This is a genomic window from Carboxydocella thermautotrophica (genome assembly GCA_003054495.1).
In the GTDB taxonomy this organism is placed as follows: Bacteria; Bacillota.
This window is the reverse complement of sequence record CP028514.1, coordinates 466716-481752: the sequence shown is the minus strand read 5'-3', so window position 1 is coordinate 481752 and position 15037 is coordinate 466716. Positions and strand designations below refer to the sequence as shown.

At 49.7% G+C, this 15037-nt stretch carries 23 protein-coding genes, 1 other RNA gene and 1 other annotated feature; of the genes, 12 read left to right on the top strand and 12 right to left on the bottom strand.

Annotation, left to right across the window (positions count from 1 at the left end):
- Positions 1–1041, bottom strand: coding sequence for a low-specificity L-threonine aldolase (ltaE, locus tag CTH_RS02370; RefSeq protein ID WP_078665456.1), 1041 nt, complete (start codon positions 1039–1041; stop codon positions 1–3).
- 142 nt (positions 1042–1183) lie between these two features.
- On the opposite strand from ltaE, the gene CTH_RS02365 reads away from it, so the two are divergent.
- Both CTH_RS02365 and CTH_RS02360 read left to right on the top strand, forming a co-directional pair.
- Positions 1184–1846, top strand: coding sequence for a hypothetical protein (locus CTH_RS02365; protein ID WP_078665457.1), 663 nt, complete (start codon positions 1184–1186; stop codon positions 1844–1846).
- A gap of 85 nt (positions 1847–1931) precedes the next feature.
- Positions 1932–2423 (top strand): coiled-coil domain-containing protein, encoded by a 492-nt coding sequence (locus CTH_RS02360; protein WP_107752914.1) that lies wholly within the window; start codon positions 1932–1934, stop codon positions 2421–2423.
- 39 nt (positions 2424–2462) lie between these two features.
- Here CTH_RS02360 and trxA read toward each other — a convergent pair whose 3' ends face one another.
- Genes trxA through CTH_RS02345 form a run of 3 tightly spaced genes read right to left on the bottom strand, consistent with a single transcriptional unit; the run spans position 2463 to position 3923 of the window.
- A complete protein-coding gene (gene trxA, locus CTH_RS02355) occupies positions 2463–2792 on the bottom strand; it encodes a thioredoxin (protein WP_078665459.1) in 330 nt (109 codons plus the stop codon).
- 22 nt (positions 2793–2814) lie between these two features.
- Complete coding sequence (locus CTH_RS02350) at positions 2815–3096, bottom strand: metal-sensitive transcriptional regulator (protein WP_078665460.1); 282 nt, start codon at positions 3094–3096, stop codon at positions 2815–2817.
- A 17-nt stretch (positions 3097–3113) separates the two neighbouring features.
- Positions 3114–3923 (bottom strand): tRNA threonylcarbamoyladenosine dehydratase, encoded by an 810-nt coding sequence (locus CTH_RS02345; protein ID WP_078665461.1) that lies wholly within the window; start codon positions 3921–3923, stop codon positions 3114–3116.
- 420 nt (positions 3924–4343) lie between these two features.
- Between CTH_RS02345 and CTH_RS02340 the strand changes: the two genes are divergently transcribed.
- The 3 genes from CTH_RS02340 to CTH_RS14065 are packed head-to-tail and all read left to right on the top strand — an operon-like array spanning position 4344 to position 5070.
- On the top strand, positions 4344–4565 hold the full coding sequence (locus tag CTH_RS02340) for a hypothetical protein (protein ID WP_078665462.1): 222 nt from the start codon (positions 4344–4346) through the stop codon (positions 4563–4565).
- Positions 4562–4921, top strand: a complete 360-nt coding sequence (locus CTH_RS02335) for a hypothetical protein (RefSeq protein WP_078665463.1) — start codon at positions 4562–4564, stop codon at positions 4919–4921. Before CTH_RS02340 ends, CTH_RS02335 begins: the two co-directional genes overlap by 4 nt.
- Positions 4922–4926: 5 nt before the next feature.
- A complete protein-coding gene (locus tag CTH_RS14065; RefSeq protein ID WP_159071793.1) occupies positions 4927–5070 on the top strand; it encodes a hypothetical protein in 144 nt (47 codons plus the stop codon).
- A 36-nt stretch (positions 5071–5106) separates the two neighbouring features.
- Here CTH_RS14065 and ssrS read toward each other — a convergent pair.
- The 3 genes from ssrS to hisS all read right to left on the bottom strand — a co-directional run bounded on the left by ssrS (position 5107) and on the right by hisS (position 8404).
- A non-coding RNA gene (gene ssrS, locus CTH_RS02330) (6S RNA) lies at positions 5107–5291 on the bottom strand.
- A gap of 46 nt (positions 5292–5337) precedes the next feature.
- Positions 5338–7125, bottom strand: coding sequence for an aspartate--tRNA ligase (gene aspS, locus CTH_RS02325; protein ID WP_078665464.1), 1788 nt, complete (start codon positions 7123–7125; stop codon positions 5338–5340).
- Between the two features lie 13 nt (positions 7126–7138).
- Positions 7139–8404 (bottom strand): histidine--tRNA ligase, encoded by a 1266-nt coding sequence (gene hisS / locus CTH_RS02320; protein WP_078665465.1) that lies wholly within the window; start codon positions 8402–8404, stop codon positions 7139–7141.
- Positions 8405–8455: 51 nt separating this feature from the next.
- Positions 8456–8688, bottom strand: a binding site (T-box leader).
- 108 nt (positions 8689–8796) lie between these two features.
- Between hisS and CTH_RS02315 the strand changes: the two genes are divergently transcribed.
- From CTH_RS02315 to CTH_RS02295, 5 genes are all read left to right on the top strand, one after another.
- Positions 8797–8991 carry a ferritin family protein gene (locus CTH_RS02315; RefSeq protein WP_078665466.1) on the top strand — a complete coding sequence of 65 codons (195 nt, stop codon included), beginning with the start codon at positions 8797–8799 and terminating at the stop codon, positions 8989–8991.
- A 12-nt stretch (positions 8992–9003) separates the two neighbouring features.
- Complete coding sequence (locus tag CTH_RS02310) at positions 9004–9282, top strand: spore coat protein (RefSeq protein ID WP_078665467.1); 279 nt, start codon at positions 9004–9006, stop codon at positions 9280–9282.
- A gap of 140 nt (positions 9283–9422) precedes the next feature.
- The gene (locus CTH_RS02305; RefSeq protein ID WP_078665468.1) at positions 9423–9746 is read left to right on the top strand and encodes a DUF2325 domain-containing protein; all 324 of its coding nucleotides are present in this window, start codon (positions 9423–9425) and stop codon (positions 9744–9746) included.
- 37 nt (positions 9747–9783) lie between these two features.
- Positions 9784–10170, top strand: a complete 387-nt coding sequence (locus CTH_RS02300) for a YbaN family protein (protein ID WP_174182984.1) — start codon at positions 9784–9786, stop codon at positions 10168–10170.
- A gap of 72 nt (positions 10171–10242) precedes the next feature.
- Positions 10243–10428, top strand: a complete 186-nt coding sequence (locus CTH_RS02295; RefSeq protein WP_143311833.1) for a hypothetical protein — start codon at positions 10243–10245, stop codon at positions 10426–10428.
- A 36-nt stretch (positions 10429–10464) separates the two neighbouring features.
- Here CTH_RS02295 and CTH_RS02290 read toward each other — a convergent pair whose 3' ends face one another.
- From CTH_RS02290 to CTH_RS02275, 4 genes are all read right to left on the bottom strand, one after another.
- On the bottom strand, positions 10465–10827 hold the full coding sequence (locus tag CTH_RS02290; protein WP_078665469.1) for a YckD family protein: 363 nt from the start codon (positions 10825–10827) through the stop codon (positions 10465–10467).
- A 16-nt stretch (positions 10828–10843) separates the two neighbouring features.
- Positions 10844–11113: an SHOCT domain-containing protein gene (locus CTH_RS02285; RefSeq protein WP_200803479.1), complete on the bottom strand. Its 270-nt coding sequence runs from the start codon at positions 11111–11113 to the stop codon at positions 10844–10846.
- 313 nt (positions 11114–11426) lie between these two features.
- Positions 11427–11789, bottom strand: coding sequence for a YckD family protein (locus CTH_RS02280; RefSeq protein WP_079906741.1), 363 nt, complete (start codon positions 11787–11789; stop codon positions 11427–11429).
- Positions 11790–11805: 16 nt separating this feature from the next.
- Positions 11806–12075, bottom strand: coding sequence for an SHOCT domain-containing protein (locus tag CTH_RS02275; RefSeq protein WP_078665471.1), 270 nt, complete (start codon positions 12073–12075; stop codon positions 11806–11808).
- A gap of 199 nt (positions 12076–12274) precedes the next feature.
- Between CTH_RS02275 and CTH_RS02270 the strand changes: the two genes are divergently transcribed.
- Complete coding sequence (locus CTH_RS02270; RefSeq protein ID WP_078665472.1) at positions 12275–12577, top strand: hypothetical protein; 303 nt, start codon at positions 12275–12277, stop codon at positions 12575–12577.
- A 94-nt stretch (positions 12578–12671) separates the two neighbouring features.
- The gene (locus CTH_RS02265; protein WP_079933590.1) at positions 12672–13127 is read left to right on the top strand and encodes a hypothetical protein; all 456 of its coding nucleotides are present in this window, start codon (positions 12672–12674) and stop codon (positions 13125–13127) included.
- Positions 13128–13134: 7 nt separating this feature from the next.
- On the opposite strand, the gene CTH_RS02260 is transcribed toward CTH_RS02265, so the two are convergent.
- Entirely contained in the window at positions 13135–15012 is a 1878-nt protein-coding gene (locus CTH_RS02260; protein WP_107752908.1) for a divergent polysaccharide deacetylase family protein, read from the bottom strand.
- Positions 15013–15037: the final 25 nt, after the last annotated feature.

The window sequence follows — 15037 nt, the reverse complement described above, 5'->3', positions numbered from 1 at the left end:
CTATCTCCCTTTCCGGCAAATCCTCTCGATTTCCATTAGTGCCTGATCAATATCCAGATCATCGATATCTTTATGGGTAACAAACCGCACCAGATTGCCGCCAAATGCTGCGGCCAGTACCCCCTGTTCTTTCAATTTGCCCAGGAAAACCGCCGGACTCAAGCCTGTTGCCATAATATCAGCCACTACGATATTAGTTTGTACCCGTTCCAAGTCCACCTTCAGCCCGGGAATGGCAGCCAATCCCTCCGCCAGCTGACGGGCCCGCCGGTGGTCCTCTGCCAGCCGCTCCACCATGGTCTCCAGGGCCACCATTCCAGCTGCCGCAATTATCCCGGCCTGACGCATACCACCGCCCAGCATTTTCCGCAAACGCCGGGCGCGGGCAATGAACTGGGCAGACCCGACCAGCATGGAACCGATAGGAGCTGCCAGACCCTTGGAGAGGCAAAACATCACCGAATCCATATCCTTGGTCAGCACCTTTACCGGCAGTCCAAGGTAGGTGGCAGCATTGAAAATCCTGGCCCCATCCAGATGAATGGGAATTTGATATTCCTTGCCAATCTGGCCAATAGCCTCCATTTCCTGAAGCCCCATTACTGTTCCCCCCGCCCGGTTATGGGTATTTTCCAGGCAGATCAAGGCCGTGCGTGGAAAATGAATATCACTGAGGCGAATGGCCTCCCGCACCCTGGCAGCCGGCAACACCCCTTTTTCCCCGCGGATGGTACGGGTCTGGACTCCGGCCAGGGCGCCCAGGCCTCCTACCTCATAGAAAAAGACATGAGCTTCTGCCTCTACTATAACCTCATCTCCCCGCTGGGTATGGGCCAGCACCGCCAGCTGGTTGCCCATAGTCCCGCTGGGTACCAGCAGGGCCGCCTCTTTGCCAAACAGCTCGGCCGCTTTTTCCTCCAATCGCCGAACCGTGGGATCTTCCCCGTAAACATCATCCCCCACTTCCGCCCGGGCCATGGCTTGCCGCATCTCCTCGGTCGGCTGGGTTACGGTATCACTGCGTAAGTCTATGTACTTCACTTTATTCCCCCCTGTGACAGTTTCTGTTTTTTTCCCATTCTACATTCTTCCCCAAAAACCTTCTCTTTCCTCGCCATCTTTCCCCACATATTCCCGGGAGCTAGCTGCATATCAATGAACAAAAGGCAAGGAGGGAAGGGATATGGAAGAAATTCAGTTACAAATTCCAGTCTGTCCGGTGACTCATCGGGAACCAAACCGCTTTAGCTGGCAAATCAGCAAATATTTACCCCAGGCTCGTACTGGCCACGTACTGGCTGTGGAAATCCAACAGCTTTTGCATTTCAAAATTCCCTCCAGTTTGCTTCTGGGCCTGACCGGACTAAAACTTTCCTCCCATCTCCTGGCTGATTTCAACCGCCATGGTGGCTGGTTCTGGCCGATAACTATCAAAGCTGGCTGGACAGCCTACTTGCCTGTTTCTGAATGTCAGCCCCTGCTTTATCTCGGTCCGATAGCTGTTCCCTCAATGGTTTCCGCAAGCTACTGCCGGGAAGCCCCTCCCTGTCAGGTAGATATAAAAATGTCTTTACTGGATGACTTCCCGTTACAGGGTCCTGTTTTGGAAGCCCCTAATGCCTTGATTTTTCTAGTATCCCATTCCAGTAGCAAAACCGCCTGGAATACTGCTCTGCAAAGAGCCACCCTTTGTTTGCAGAAAAACCTGGGCCTGGTCTTCTCCCGGGCCCAGGCTCTGGCCAGAGAAGTGGGCAGCTGGCAGATCTGCAATAATCAGCAGACTCTGGTGGCTTTTTCTCTCCCTAGACGGCTGATCGCCCATCCCTATAAAATTATCGCTCTCTAAAAATTTTCTCCCCAAAAACACTTGTTCTCCACTATGCCCATTTGCTATAATTTATTCAGGATTTTCTATGGGGGGAGGGAAAAAGGTGGAACAAATGTTATACCAGATACTGCATGCTGTTGAAAACTTGCATAGCACTTTCAATCAGCGCTTCGACCGGCTGGAACAACGTATGGATAACCTGGAGCAACGCATGAATGGCCTGGAACAGCGCATGGATAACCTGGAGCAACGCATGAATGGCCTGGAACAGCGCATGGATAACCTGGAGCAACGCATGAATGGCCTGGAACAGCGCATGGACAACCTGGAGCAACGCGTGAATGGCCTGGAACAGCGGGTTGACGGAATTGATACACGCCAGGGTGAGCTGTATCTTGTGACCCGTTCTATTGAACACCGCACCGAATATATTTCCGCTGCTTTGCAACGGACAACAGAAGATGTTGTTGAATTATCCGGTAAAGTTGAGAATATCAACAAAAAACTATTTAATATTCAAGCCTATATCGATTACCAGACCAGCAAAATTGCCGAAAACGAGCGAGAAATTTATTTACTGAAACAGGCCAGATGAAACTAAAAGGGCACCCACCAGGGATGCCCCTTTGTTTATTTAGATGTGTTTGGCCAAAATGCGGGCCAGTTGCTCTTTGGTCTGGTAGCCAACAATCCGCTCTACCGGTTTGCCATCTTTGAACAACAACAAGGTGGGAATGCTCATGACCCCGTATTCAATGGCTGTTTCCCGGTTTTCATCCACATTCAGTTTGCCCACTACCACTTTGCCGACATATTCATCGGCCAGCTGGTCAATTACCGGTGCGATCATGCGGCAAGGGCCACACCAGGCTGCCCAGAAATCCACCAGTACCGGTTGAGTAGCTTCCAGAACCTCCGCTTTCCAGTTGGCATTAGTAAAGGTTTTAACATTTGCGCCTGCCATATGTAATCTCCTCCTTTTTTTCTTATTTAGCGAAGCGCATCAGCACTTCTACTAAATGTTTGACATACTCATCCTGCCGCCCCTGGCTGCAGGCTGATTCCAGACACTTGACGGTATTGCGCTCTACAATGGTCACTCCGACAGCCTGAACAGCTGCCTTAACAGCGGCGATCTGGGTGAGGATCTTCAGACAATCCTGGTCCTCTTCAATCATCCGCTGTATCCCTTTGACCTGCCCTTCTATCCTTCTCAGCCTTTTTAGTATCTCCTCTTTGCCTTCTACCGATACTTCGGTACTGTTCACTATCCTCACCCCCTATACTATACCCGGGTATCTTGCTTTTTATTATATGCCCCTTTTGTCCTTTTGTCAACAAGACCGCATAAATCTTTTACCACTTCCCCGGCCATAATCATCCCTACTACCGGAGGTACAAAAGAAACACTGCCTGGAATCTGACGCCGCAAGGTGCAGCTGCCCCGGCCCTGTTCGCTGGTGCAAACACAATTGGTCTTACAATCAGCCAGCCCTACCCTGGGTGGGATGGGTGGCTCTTCCGAATAAACCACCTTGACCCCCCGGTAGATCCCCGCTTTGCGCAATTCCCGCCGGAGTACCCGGGCAAGAGGGTCGACCGCCGTTTCAGAAATATCTGCCACCCGGAAAGCAGTAGGATCCAGTTTGTTTCCTGCTCCCATGGCGGAAATTATGGGGATATTCAACGCCAGACAGCCCTTGATCAAGTCCAGCTTGCCGGTGACATTATCAATGGCATCCACTACATAATCATAGTCTGGCCTGAGCAGGCGCTCTCTATGTTCAGGAGCATAAAATTCCTTGATGGATTCTACCTCTGCTCCGGGATTGATCAATTTGATCCGTTCCGCCATCAATTCCACTTTAGGCCGCCCCACTGTATTGCTCAAAGCATGAATCTGCCGGTTGATATTGGTTAAACAGACATCATCATAGTCCACCAGCACCAGTGACCCTACCCCGGCTCGAGCCAGGGCTTCACAAGCATAAGAACCCACCCCGCCAATACCAAAGACTGCCACCCGGGCCTGGCGCAGCCGTTCCAATCCTTCTGACCCCAGCAGCAATTCTGTGCGGGAAAATCTGTGCAACATACCTGTCTTCCTCCTACAGCCCATAGAATAGTTCTTTTTCCCATCATACCCTATTTCCTTTCCCAAGCGCAAGCCCAGAAAAATAGGCTAACCGCCGAGCACCCCTGACCGCCTTTTGCCGTAAGATAAAGCAGAAATCGGGAAGGGGGGAAGCTCCTATGCATTACTATCCCAATTTTATCTTCATCATTGTGGTGATTGTGGTCATCCTCTTGTTACTGGATGTCCTGTAATCTGAAGTATTAAAAAGGAGGGATTCATATGGGTCATCGCCGGAATAGAGAAGTGGTTGTTATCGTGGTGATTATTATCGTGTTGCTGTTGCTGGGATTCCCCTTCTGGCCCTATCCTGGCAACCAGGACTAAGCTCCGCGGAAAGCCCTGCGGGGCTTTCCGTCTTTGCGAAAGAAGGGATAATCAGTGGCAAAAAGAAAAATCATCATTCCCCTCTCCAGTGGCCAACCGGTAGCATCTCCGGCCAGAACCAGTGCTGTCAGCCGCCCGGAAACGGAGTGGCAGGTCTGGCTGGATAAGTTTTTGTCCATTTTGGTTATAGCCGAAGAGTTACTGGCAGTAGCTGAACCGGTACTTTCTGCCTGGACAGAAATGAAAAATCAAAGGCGAGGTGGCAAAAAAAGATGAGTAAAAAAATTACCCCCCAGGAAATTATGGCCCTGGCCCTGAATTTGCTGGCCAACCCCAACAAATTAAATTTCAGCGTAATCGTTTCTTTGCTGGAGCAATTCGGCGGCGATATGGATTCCGAAACCAAAAACAAACTGTTAACCTGGGGCAAAAAAGTTGATGCCGGCGGCAGTCTCAGCGCTGCCGAGCTGGAAGAAGTTAGACAGCTAATCCGACAGGGAGCTGCCAGCGCAACTCCGGAAAGATTGCAGCTGGTAAAGACCCTTTTTACCACCCTGCAGCCCCAGTTTAGCAAGATGCCTCCTGCCTGGCAACAAGTGATTAATTTGATCGCTGAAGAATTGAAAGGGTGAGGGCAATGGCAGGTAAGACCAAAAAAATCAAGATAGACCCCAGCCAGCTTAACAACTGGGCTGCACAAGCTAAAGTCTGGATCAGCGCTCTCAAGCTGGCTTTAAATGGGGCCCGTACTATCATCAATGAAAAACAGAAAAAGCAGTAGGCCTTTTGCCTACTGCCTGTTTATAAATTAATAGCGGACAACCCCATGATGCCGTGGGCCCGCCTGTTTCAGAACCTGCTCCCAGCAGGTGGGTGCCCTCCTGCGGGCTTCTTGAGTCCCCTGACTATGGGGGCATTCATTCCACCAGCAGAGACCGGGCTCCCTTTTCTGAACGTGTTGGCTCTAAACACGCGCTGACCTCACGCACACCGCAGGGTTTTATCTGCCTTTATCTTAACACAAACCCGATGGTTTGACAAGACAGCATTACTTCCTGGGTATAACATCCAGCTTGATATGCAGTTCCTTCAATTGTTTAGCACTTACTTCCGAAGGCGCTCCGGTCATCAGACAGCTGGCACTCTGGGTTTTGGGGAAAGCGATGACATCCCGGATGGTATCCCGGCCTGCCAGCAGCATCACCAGGCGGTCGATACCAAAAGCAATGCCACCATGGGGCGGAGTGCCATATTCAAAAGCCTCCAGCATAAAGCCAAATTTTTCTACAGCCTCCTCCTGACTTAAACCCAGGAGGCGGAACATCTTTTCCTGCACATCCCGCCGGTGAATCCGGATAGAGCCACCACCGATTTCCACCCCGTTCAGAACCATATCATAAGCTTTGGCCCGCACCCGGCCCGGATCAGTATCCATCAGCTCAATGTCTTCATCCATCGGAGAGGTGAAGGGATGGTGCATGGCGACATAGCGTTTTTCTTCCTCATCCCATTCCAGCAAGGGGAAGTCCACTACCCAGAGGAAATTCATGGCCTCGGGGTCAATCAGACCCAGTTTCTCCGCCAGATGTACCCGCAGGTGGCCCAGGGAGTCGGCCACAATCCTGGGCGTATCCGCCCCAAAGAGCAGGAGGTCACCTGTTTCCGCCCCCAGCCGCTCCAGGATAGCCTGCAGCTCTTCCTCCTTGAAGAATTTGGCAATAGGAGATTTGGGGCCTTCCGGGGTCATCTGGATATAGGCCAGGCCTTTGGCACCATAGATAGCCACATACTGGGTCAGCTCATCCAGCTCCTTGCGGCTGAAGTGGGCACAGCCTTTAGCATTGATAGCCTTGACCACTCCGCCGTTATCGGCAGCAGCCCGAAAGACCTTGAATTCACAGCCAGCGGCGATATCGGTCAAATCCACCAGTTCCATGCCAAAGCGAGTATCGGGCTTGTCCGAGCCATAGCGGGCCATGGCTTCGGCATAAGTCAGCCGCGGGAAAGGAGTAGGCACTTCCCGGCCCAGGGTAGTCCTGACCACTTCCGCAATCATCTCTTCCATCAGGGTCAGCACCTCTTCCCGTTCCACAAAGGACATCTCCAGGTCCAGCTGGGTAAATTCCGGCTGCCGGTCACTGCGCAGGTCCTCATCCCGGAAACAGCGCACGATCTGGAAATATTTGTCCATACCAGCCACCATGAGTATTTGCTTGAAAATCTGGGGAGACTGGGGCAGGGCAAAGAATTTGCCCGGGTTGACCCGACTGGGCACCAGGTAATCCCTTGCCCCTTCCGGGGTGGATTTGGTCAGCATGGGAGTTTCAATTTCCCAGAAGCCCCGGGCGTCCAGATAGTCCCGAATAGTTTTGACCAGCCGATGCCGTAAACCCAGGGCCCGCTGCATCTCCGGCCGCCGCAGGTCCAGGTAACGATAGCGCAGGCGCAGGTTTTCATCTACATCGATATTGTCCTGGATATAGAAGGGCGGTGTTTTGGCCCCGTTCAGCACCTTCACTTCCCGGGCATACACTTCCACTTCCCCGGTAGCCAGGTTGGGGTTAACAGTGCCTTCTGGACGCAAGCGCACTTCCCCTTTGACAGCAATGACGTACTCATTGCGAATCGCTTCCGCTTTAGCAAACGCCTCCTGATCAACTTCCGGGCTAAATACCACCTGGGTGATACCCTCCCGGTCCCTGAGGTCCACGAAAATCAGGCCGCCATGGTCCCGCCGCCGCTGGACCCAGCCCATGAGAATTACTTCTTTGCCGGCATCAGCTGCCCGCAAGCTGCCGCACATCATGGTCCGCTTCCAACCCTGTAATGCTTCCATTGCCTTTTCCTCCTTACGGTTTCAGTTTTTCTGTCAAGTAATCCACTACCTGTTCCAGCTTGAGAGCCTGCTGGCTGCTATCGCTCATGCTCCGAAGCTGCACTTCGCCGCGCTGCAGCTCATCGCCACCTACAATCACGGTGTAACTGACCTTGAGCCGGTCCGCCTGTTTCAGCTGGGCCTTAAGGCTGCGCCCCAGCAGGTCAGTTTCGGCAGCCAGGCCGCGGCTGCGCAGCTGCTGGGTCAACACCAGGGCCTGTTCCCGGGCTTCCGTGCCTAATACTGCCACAAAGACCCGGGTGCCGGCCTCCTCCGGCCAGGCTACCCCCTGTTTTTCCATAGTCAAAATGGTGCGTTCCAGGCCCAGGGCAAAGCCGATGCCGGGCACATCCTCACCGCCCAGTTCCCCCACCAGGCCATTATAACGGCCACCGCCGCAGATAGAACTCTGGGCCCCGATATCCTTGACCATAATTTCAAAAGCGGTCTTGGTATAATAGTCCAGGCCCCGCACCAGTCGCTCATTGACGGTAAAAGGTACACCCAGGGCCTTCAGAAGGGTTTGCACCTGGTCGAAGTGGTCCTTGCAATCAGGACAAAGTTGCCGGGTAATGGTAGGCGCTCCCCGGGTAGCTGCCTGACAACCTTCCTGTTTACAATCCAGAATCCGCAGGGGATTGCGTTCAAACCGGCTCTGACAATCCTTGCAGAGGGAAGCCAGCTGCGGACGCAAAAACTCCTGCAGAGCTTCCCGGTGCCGGGCCCTGCAGACAGGACAGCCTACACTGTTGATGTTTAGCTCCAGGTCCTTGATACCCAGGCGCCGGTATATTTCCATGGCCATGGCGATTACTTCCGCATCCACCACCGGCTCATCCGAACCGAAAACCTCAACTCCAAACTGATGGAACTGGCGGTAGCGCCCGGCCTGAGGCTTATCATAGCGGAACATGGGACCAATATAATAGACCTTTACCGGCTGGGGCCCGGCATGGAGCCGGTTTTCCAGATAGGCCCGCGCTGCTGCCGCTGTCCCTTCTGGCCGTAAGGTTACAGAACGACCGCCTTTATCCAAAAAAGTATACATTTCCTTTTCCACGATATCGGTGGTTTCCCCTACCCCGCGCTGAAAGAGCTCGGTATGCTCGAAAATAGGGGTACGCAATTCACCATAGCCATACTGACGGCAAACTTCCCGCAAAATTTGCTCTACATACTGCCACTTCCAGGTCTCCTGCGGCAAAAAATCATTGGTTCCTTTTGGTCTCTGGGTTAGCATCCTTTCACTCCTTTCCCATTCCCTCCAAAACTAAAAACCCGTCCCTGCTTGCGCAGGGACGGGTCATTACCCGCGGTGCCACCCTGGTTGAACAGCCAAAAAGCCGTTCCCCTCTCGCCCGTTAACGGTGGGCAACCGGGCCAGCCTACTATCCAGCTAAAGCTGAAGTTCGACCGCCAACTCCCGGGTGTCTTTCACCGGCTTTTCCTGAAAGGGGCTTCCAGTCACGACCCCTTCTCCCTGGCAGGCCAGTCCCGGCTACTCTTCCCGTTCCTTGTCATTACCATATCTGGCTAATAGTTTATCCTTTTGCTTGCTATTTGTCAAGAATTCACGCTAATAAATGGCCGTAAGATATGCCAAACTATTGCCTGAGAAAGGAGGGAACAAGGATGGCTTTAACCGGTAAAGAAGCTTCTCTGATCAATGACCACATCGCTATGGAAACAGCCTGTATCAAGCATTTGCAGTTTGCCGCCGAAAACTGCACCGATCCCCAGTTGAAAGGCATGTGCCAGGCTATGATTGCCGACCATCAGAATTTCATTAACACTCTCTCCCGTCACATTCAGACCAATTTGCAATAGGAGGTGAAAGCTATGCCCGCCAAACTGAATGACCAGGATTTAATGCAACTGTTGCTCTCTGACCACAAAGCCTCAGCCCAGCATATGTTGATGTGCGTACTGGAGTGCGCCAATGACGCTCTCCGCACCGACTGCCAGAATATCCTCAATAAGACCCTGGATCACCAGAAGCAAATCTGGCAGGCCATGAACCAGCGGGGCTGGTATCAGGTTCAGGCTGCTACTGTACAGGAACTGGCCCGGGTGCAAAATCAGATCAACCAGGCTACCCAGCAATTGCAAATGCAGTAAGGCCAAAAACTGCCGTCCGTTGGGCGGCAGTTTTTGGCTTTTATGAGAACACTTTGTCTTGACATTGCTGAAAAGAAAGCATATAATGAAAATGAAAATCATTCTCTATACATATGGGGGTAAAATGGAGGTGAGCTGTTTTGACAGTCTTGCTGGTTGGGGCCGATCAACTTGGTAACATCCCAAAAGAACTGAAACAATATGGTTGTAAAGAAATAATTCACTGGAGCGGTCGTAAAGCCAAAACCAGGAAAAAAAGTATCCCTGCCAATGTGGAAATTGTACTCGTTTTTTACGATTTTGTGAGCCACGGACTGATGGATGTTATAAAGGAACAGGCCAAACGCCGCCAACTTCCCATTGTGTTTTCCAGACGGGGAACTTGTGAGTTGAGAAAAGCTTTGTTACATTTCAGGGATAAAATGCAAATGTCTAGTGATTCGCAGGTGAAAGCTACGATATAATAGAGGCGAATAAATTTTTCATGAAAGGGGGAAAGGGATGCGCAGTATTCTGGTTATTTTAGGTTTTCTTTTTGTCGTATTAGGGATACTGGGTATGTTTTTGCCAGTTTTACCCACTACCCCCTTTTTGCTGTTAGCTGCAGCCTGTTTTGCCAGAAGTTCAACCAAAGCCCATCGGTGGCTGTTAAGCCATCACATTTTTGGTCCACCCTTAAGACAATGGGAAAAAACCCGTACAATTAGTCTACGGGCCAAAGTTATTTCTCTGCTCATGCTCAACCTCTCTATTGGCTTTTCAATTTGGATGCTACGTAATAACTTACCAGTGCAAATGCTCCTGGTCATGTCCGCTCTCGGAGTCAGCACTTATCTTTACCGCTTACCTACATCCACGCCGAAAAAGCTTACCTCTGAAAAGGAATAATATTATTGTCCTCAATTTACAGATACTAGTATTTTAGTTTTGCAAAATCGTATGCATGCTAGTGCTCCCTTTGTGGAAAAAGAAATGCAAAAAATAATTAATGATGAGTATCAGACAACATATCTAATTTCGTATAAAAATGGTTTAGCTAAAGTAGATTTTGAGTTTACCAGTCTTGAACATGTAAAAAAAATAAAGGATAAAAATAAATACCTTTTAAATGAAGAAAAAAATTCCTTACCGCTTTGCAAGATTTAATAAAATAAAAAAGGGGGCTATCTACCCCCCTTTTCCTTACAATCCCTGAGTTTGAACGCCCCAGCCGCCCCGCATCATGGGCCCGCCGAAACCGCCATTAGCACCAAAACCAAATCCCCCACAGCCGCCACCTTGCATCATGCCAGGCCCGGGCAGGATTCCGTTTTGTTCCCGGTATTTTTCCATCTGGTCCATGCGGTCCTTCATCAGTTTACCCTGTTCAGGAGTTAGTTGCCCGGCTTCCACATACTTGTCGATCATCTTCTTGCGCAGCTCAACGATTTGTTTTTGCAGATCCAGGATTTCCTTCTTCTGAGCGTCAGTGATGGCCGCAAAAGCCGGAACCGCAAAAGCCACCAGAAGTACTGCCGCTACCAGAGCTAACCATTTCTTTTTCATCTTCATCATCCTCCTCCTATTTTTTTAAATCTTCCAGCATTTGCTGGTATTCCTCCCGGGTAATTTCACCCCGGGCATAGCGCTTGCGCAGAATTTCTTCCGGAGTTTCACCATGGTTACCGCCGAAACTGCCAAAACCGCCTTTGTTCAAGAATCTGATCGCCAGGTAAATCAAAGCTCCCCAGAACAGGATATTGAACAGCATGCCAATGCCCATCATCCACCAACCTCCTCCATTAATAAAGGGATCATATCCCCAGCCGCCAAACCAGCGTCCCATCATCATCTTACCTCAACTCCTTTCGTGTTCCTTCTCTTGTCTTTAGTATACCCCTCGATTGTGACAAAACTAAGGCCGAATTGTGGCAGAAAAATGAATAATTTGGCGATAATTGTTGGCAAATACTAGTTGGTTTTTTGATATGGCGGGGCTGCAAATTACAGGTATAGTTGGCTACTGAAACTAAAAAGGTTATAGCTATCGATCCATATAATAAAGATATTATTACTGCCTAGAGAATCGAGATACTGGCAACGCGGGTATAAGGTCGGCAAATCTGACCAGCAATAAGAAAAGGGGCTATCTCAGCCCCTTTCACTTACAATCCCTGAGCTTGAGCGCCCCAGCCGCCCCGCATCATGGGCCCGCCGAAACCGCCATTAGCACCAAAACCAAATCCCCCACAGCCGCCACCTTGCATCATACCAGGCCCGGGTAGGATTCCGTTTTGTTCCCGGTACTTTTCCATCTGGTCCATACGCTCTTTCATCAGCTTCCCTTGTTCAGGGGTTAGTTGCCCCGCTTCCACATACTTGTCAACCATCTTCTTGCGTAACTCGACAATTTGTTTTTGCAAGTCCAGGATTTCCTTCTTCTGAGCGTCAGTGATGGCCGCAAAGGCCGGAACCGCAAAGGCCACCAGAAGTACTGCCGCTACCAGAGCTAACCATTTCTTTTTCATGTCCATCATCCTCCTTTTATTTTTTCAGGTCTGCCAGCATTTGCTGGTATTCTTCCCGGGTGATTTCACTCCGGGCATAGCGCTTACGCAGTATTTCTTCCGGGTTTTCGCTCTGATTACCGTCAAAACCGTTAACACTGCTTTTGTTCAAGAATCTGATCGCCAGGTAAATCAAAGCTCCCCAGAACAGGATATTGAACAGCATGCCAATTCCCATCATCCACCAACCTCCTCCATCAATAAAGGGATCATATCCCCAACCGCCAAACCAGCGTCCCATCATCATCTTACCTCAACTCCTTTCGTGTTCCTCCTCTTGTCTTTAGTATACCCCTCGATTGTGACAAAACTAAGGCCGAATTGTGGCAGAAAAATGAATAATTTGGCGAAATTTGCTGGGAAATAATGGTTGTTTTTTTTTTTTTTTTGATATTCTATAATTTTATTGGACGCCCAAAGAATAATATTGGAAGGGAGGAACAGAAATGAAAATTCGTCATATAATTGGTTTAGTATTAACTTTCTTTATGCTCTCAATAAATGGTCAGGCTTTTGCAACGCTCAAAGAGAATAATACTGTTGTTGAAAGCAAGGAGCTTAAAGCAGACTCCAATAGTGAAGTAATTCTTGACAAAGTTAAACTCGTAAAATATTCCAACGGAGAATTAAGTATCCACGGCTCTGCGAAAAGAAAATTCGGTGAACCAGCACAATATTATAGAATAACAGTTGATGGAAAAAAAGGAACATATAATACCAAACTACTACCTATTCCGGATAAATATTAACTATTACTGTACAAGGGGCCTGTATATGGCTCCTTGTACAGTAAATTTTACATATCTATCTCAACAAACCTTATTGAAGGAGGTAGAGGTAGAGGTGATGTTTTTAATTATTTGGGGTATGCTTGGTTTTGCCGTTTTCTTTCTCTTCACTCTAAAACTATCTAGTAACAAGGAGCATGAAGAATTAAATAAATTAATCAAGATGATAAAGATACTTATATTTGTTTCACTTATTTCTATTGCTTTTTTTTATTTATCCTACTATAGTTTGTATGGCAATTGGCCAGTATGGTTATCAATTATTTTCCTTGCAGTCACAATTGGCTGGCCTTTTTTTTCAATATATGCCTGGGTCAAAGAAAATTCAAATCTTAAGAAATATTTACCTGCCATTACACTTTGGTGTAGCCCACTTGTAATATTAGCCGCCTCTGACGATTTTGAAAGATTATTTAACATAGATAGAGTTCCTAGGGAATTTATTCCTTTAATAATCTTATTATTATTTACTATAGGTATCTTAAGTTGGTCTGTGCCAAAAATGAGATAGTATCTTATTATCTGCGGCTGCGTTCCGACCACAGGTCGGCCACATAGACCAGCTCAATCCCCTGTTCCTCCAGCCAGGGCACCATTTCCCGCAAAGCCTTGGCCAGATTGGGTCCCGTTACCCCCACATGGCCAATGGCAATAGCTTCTCCGTTTTGCCTGCAAACCCGGGCCAGTTCGCGGATTTGTTTCTTGATCGCCGTCACGGAATTGATGTCATCCAAAAAGACCGAACGTTCCAGCACTGTCATGTTCAACTCCCGGGCCAGGACCGGCACAACTGTATCCTCCGTTGTACGGCTGTCCAGATAGATCAGGTTTTTCTCCTTGGCTACCCTGAGCACCTCGTACATCAAATCCTTGCGCCTGGTGATTTTTGACCCCATATGATTATTCATGCCGCTGGCATAGGGGACATCTGCCAGATCCTCCAGCACCGTCTGGCGCACCTGTGCTGGAGTCATATCTGCCGTCACAGCCCCAGGCCCCAGCCAGCTTTTCTTCCCTTTTTCCGGCTCCATCGGCAGATGCAAAAAGACCTGATAACCCAGACGATGAACTTTTTCCGCCGTGGGCCGGGTCAATTCCAGTTTGGGCATAATGGCCAGGGTTAATGGTCGCCGCAAAGCCAGCATTTCCTCCAGACCCCGATTGCTCCCGGCCAGGTCATCGATTACGATAGCTACCTTTAATTTGGGTTTGATGGGGGTTAAAACCCGGGTTAGATCCAGATGTTTTCCAAAAGTCTCCCGTTCTTGACCATTAATCAGCACTTTGACCCCATTGATACCCGGTATACTGCAAACTGTTTCCGTCAAGGCCCAGAGAGCCAGTTGTTCCTGGCAACTGCCCCCCGCAGTGGGTACTGCTGCCGTCGAGAAATTGAGGACTGCAATCCCGTTATCTATCTCCACTCCCAATAACCTGGTGTCGAGCACGAAAACCGGCTCCAAACCCTGTTGCGGAGGCCCGGCCAGCAGCTGTTCCACCAGCAAACGCACCAGTTCCTTACTGTTGTGCGGCTGGGCCCAGGTTTTCACTTCCCCCGGCAGGCTAACAGCCACCAGCTTTTCCCCATCGGCCGTGGGGAAATATACCTGTAAGCCAGGCCCATCGGCAGCCAGTGTAGTTTTTGTTGCAGTCGGCTCAGGTACAGGAATATCCTGTTGCAGGAAGTAAGCATAGATACCGGCCGCAATCTGTTCTGCCAGCCGTTTCTGATAGGCTTCCTGTTTTAATAGCTCCCGTTCCCTGGTATTGGTCATAAAGCCTGTTTCAATGATCAAGCCGGGGTAAGAACTATGTCGCAGCAAATAATATTCCGCCGGACGGGCCTGATGGGGCTTGCCTCCCTCCTCTACAGCCGCCTCATTCAGTTTTTGCTGAACCAGAGTAGCCAGTTGAGCAGCGGCTGGTATCCGCCGGTTATAAAAGACCATGGGACCGGAGGTCTGGGGCCGCCGCGGATTGGCATTGACGTGGATGCTGACAAATAAATCAGGCCGGTAATTTTCAATTATTTCGATCCGTGACGTCAGGTCCTGCCGATGCCGGGAAGTATAACGCTTTACTTCGTCCTGTAAGGCTTTGTCATCTTCCCTGGTCATAATCACCTTGACCCCCTGCTGTTCCAGCTCCTGCCGCAGCTTCAGGGCTATCGCCAGATTGATCTCCTTTTCCAGAAAACCGGGGCAATTAGCCCCACCATCAATGCCGCCGTGGCCCGGGTCAATCACAATCACCCTGGGCCAGAGGGGATAAAAAACCTGGCGGGCCAGTTCCCAGCCAATTCTATAGACAAAAATAACTATAACTAGTATAATAAAAACATATGTGGTAAATTTTAACTGACGCCAGGAGAGAAAAAAAATCACCGGTCTCCGCACTCTACCTCCCCCATTTCAGACTAAA

Bases quoted from the DNA above. Each gene is read 5' to 3' on its own strand.
- CTH_RS02365 (WP_078665457.1), top strand. From the start codon at position 1,184: ATGGAAGAAATTCAGTTACAAATTCCAGTCTGTCCGGTGACTCATCGG.
- trxA (WP_078665459.1), bottom strand. From the start codon at position 2,792: ATGGCAGGCGCAAATGTTAAAACCTTTACTAATGCCAACTGGAAAGCG.
- CTH_RS02345 (WP_078665461.1), bottom strand. From the start codon at position 3,923: ATGTTGCACAGATTTTCCCGCACAGAATTGCTGCTGGGGTCAGAAGGA.
- CTH_RS02335 (WP_078665463.1), top strand. From the start codon at position 4,562: ATGAGTAAAAAAATTACCCCCCAGGAAATTATGGCCCTGGCCCTGAAT.
- CTH_RS14065 (WP_159071793.1), top strand. From the start codon at position 4,927: ATGGCAGGTAAGACCAAAAAAATCAAGATAGACCCCAGCCAGCTTAAC.
- aspS (WP_078665464.1), bottom strand. From the start codon at position 7,125: ATGGAAGCATTACAGGGTTGGAAGCGGACCATGATGTGCGGCAGCTTG.
- hisS (WP_078665465.1), bottom strand. From the start codon at position 8,404: ATGCTAACCCAGAGACCAAAAGGAACCAATGATTTTTTGCCGCAGGAG.
- CTH_RS02315 (WP_078665466.1), top strand. From the start codon at position 8,797: ATGGCTTTAACCGGTAAAGAAGCTTCTCTGATCAATGACCACATCGCT.
- CTH_RS02310 (WP_078665467.1), top strand. From the start codon at position 9,004: ATGCCCGCCAAACTGAATGACCAGGATTTAATGCAACTGTTGCTCTCT.
- CTH_RS02300 (WP_174182984.1), top strand. From the start codon at position 9,784: ATGCGCAGTATTCTGGTTATTTTAGGTTTTCTTTTTGTCGTATTAGGG.
- CTH_RS02290 (WP_078665469.1), bottom strand. From the start codon at position 10,827: ATGAAAAAGAAATGGTTAGCTCTGGTAGCGGCAGTACTTCTGGTGGCT.
- CTH_RS02285 (WP_200803479.1), bottom strand. From the start codon at position 11,113: ATGATGATGGGACGCTGGTTTGGCGGCTGGGGATATGATCCCTTTATT.
- CTH_RS02280 (WP_079906741.1), bottom strand. From the start codon at position 11,789: ATGAAAAAGAAATGGTTAGCTCTGGTAGCGGCAGTACTTCTGGTGGCC.
- CTH_RS02275 (WP_078665471.1), bottom strand. From the start codon at position 12,075: ATGATGATGGGACGCTGGTTTGGCGGTTGGGGATATGATCCCTTTATT.
- CTH_RS02270 (WP_078665472.1), top strand. From the start codon at position 12,275: ATGAAAATTCGTCATATAATTGGTTTAGTATTAACTTTCTTTATGCTC.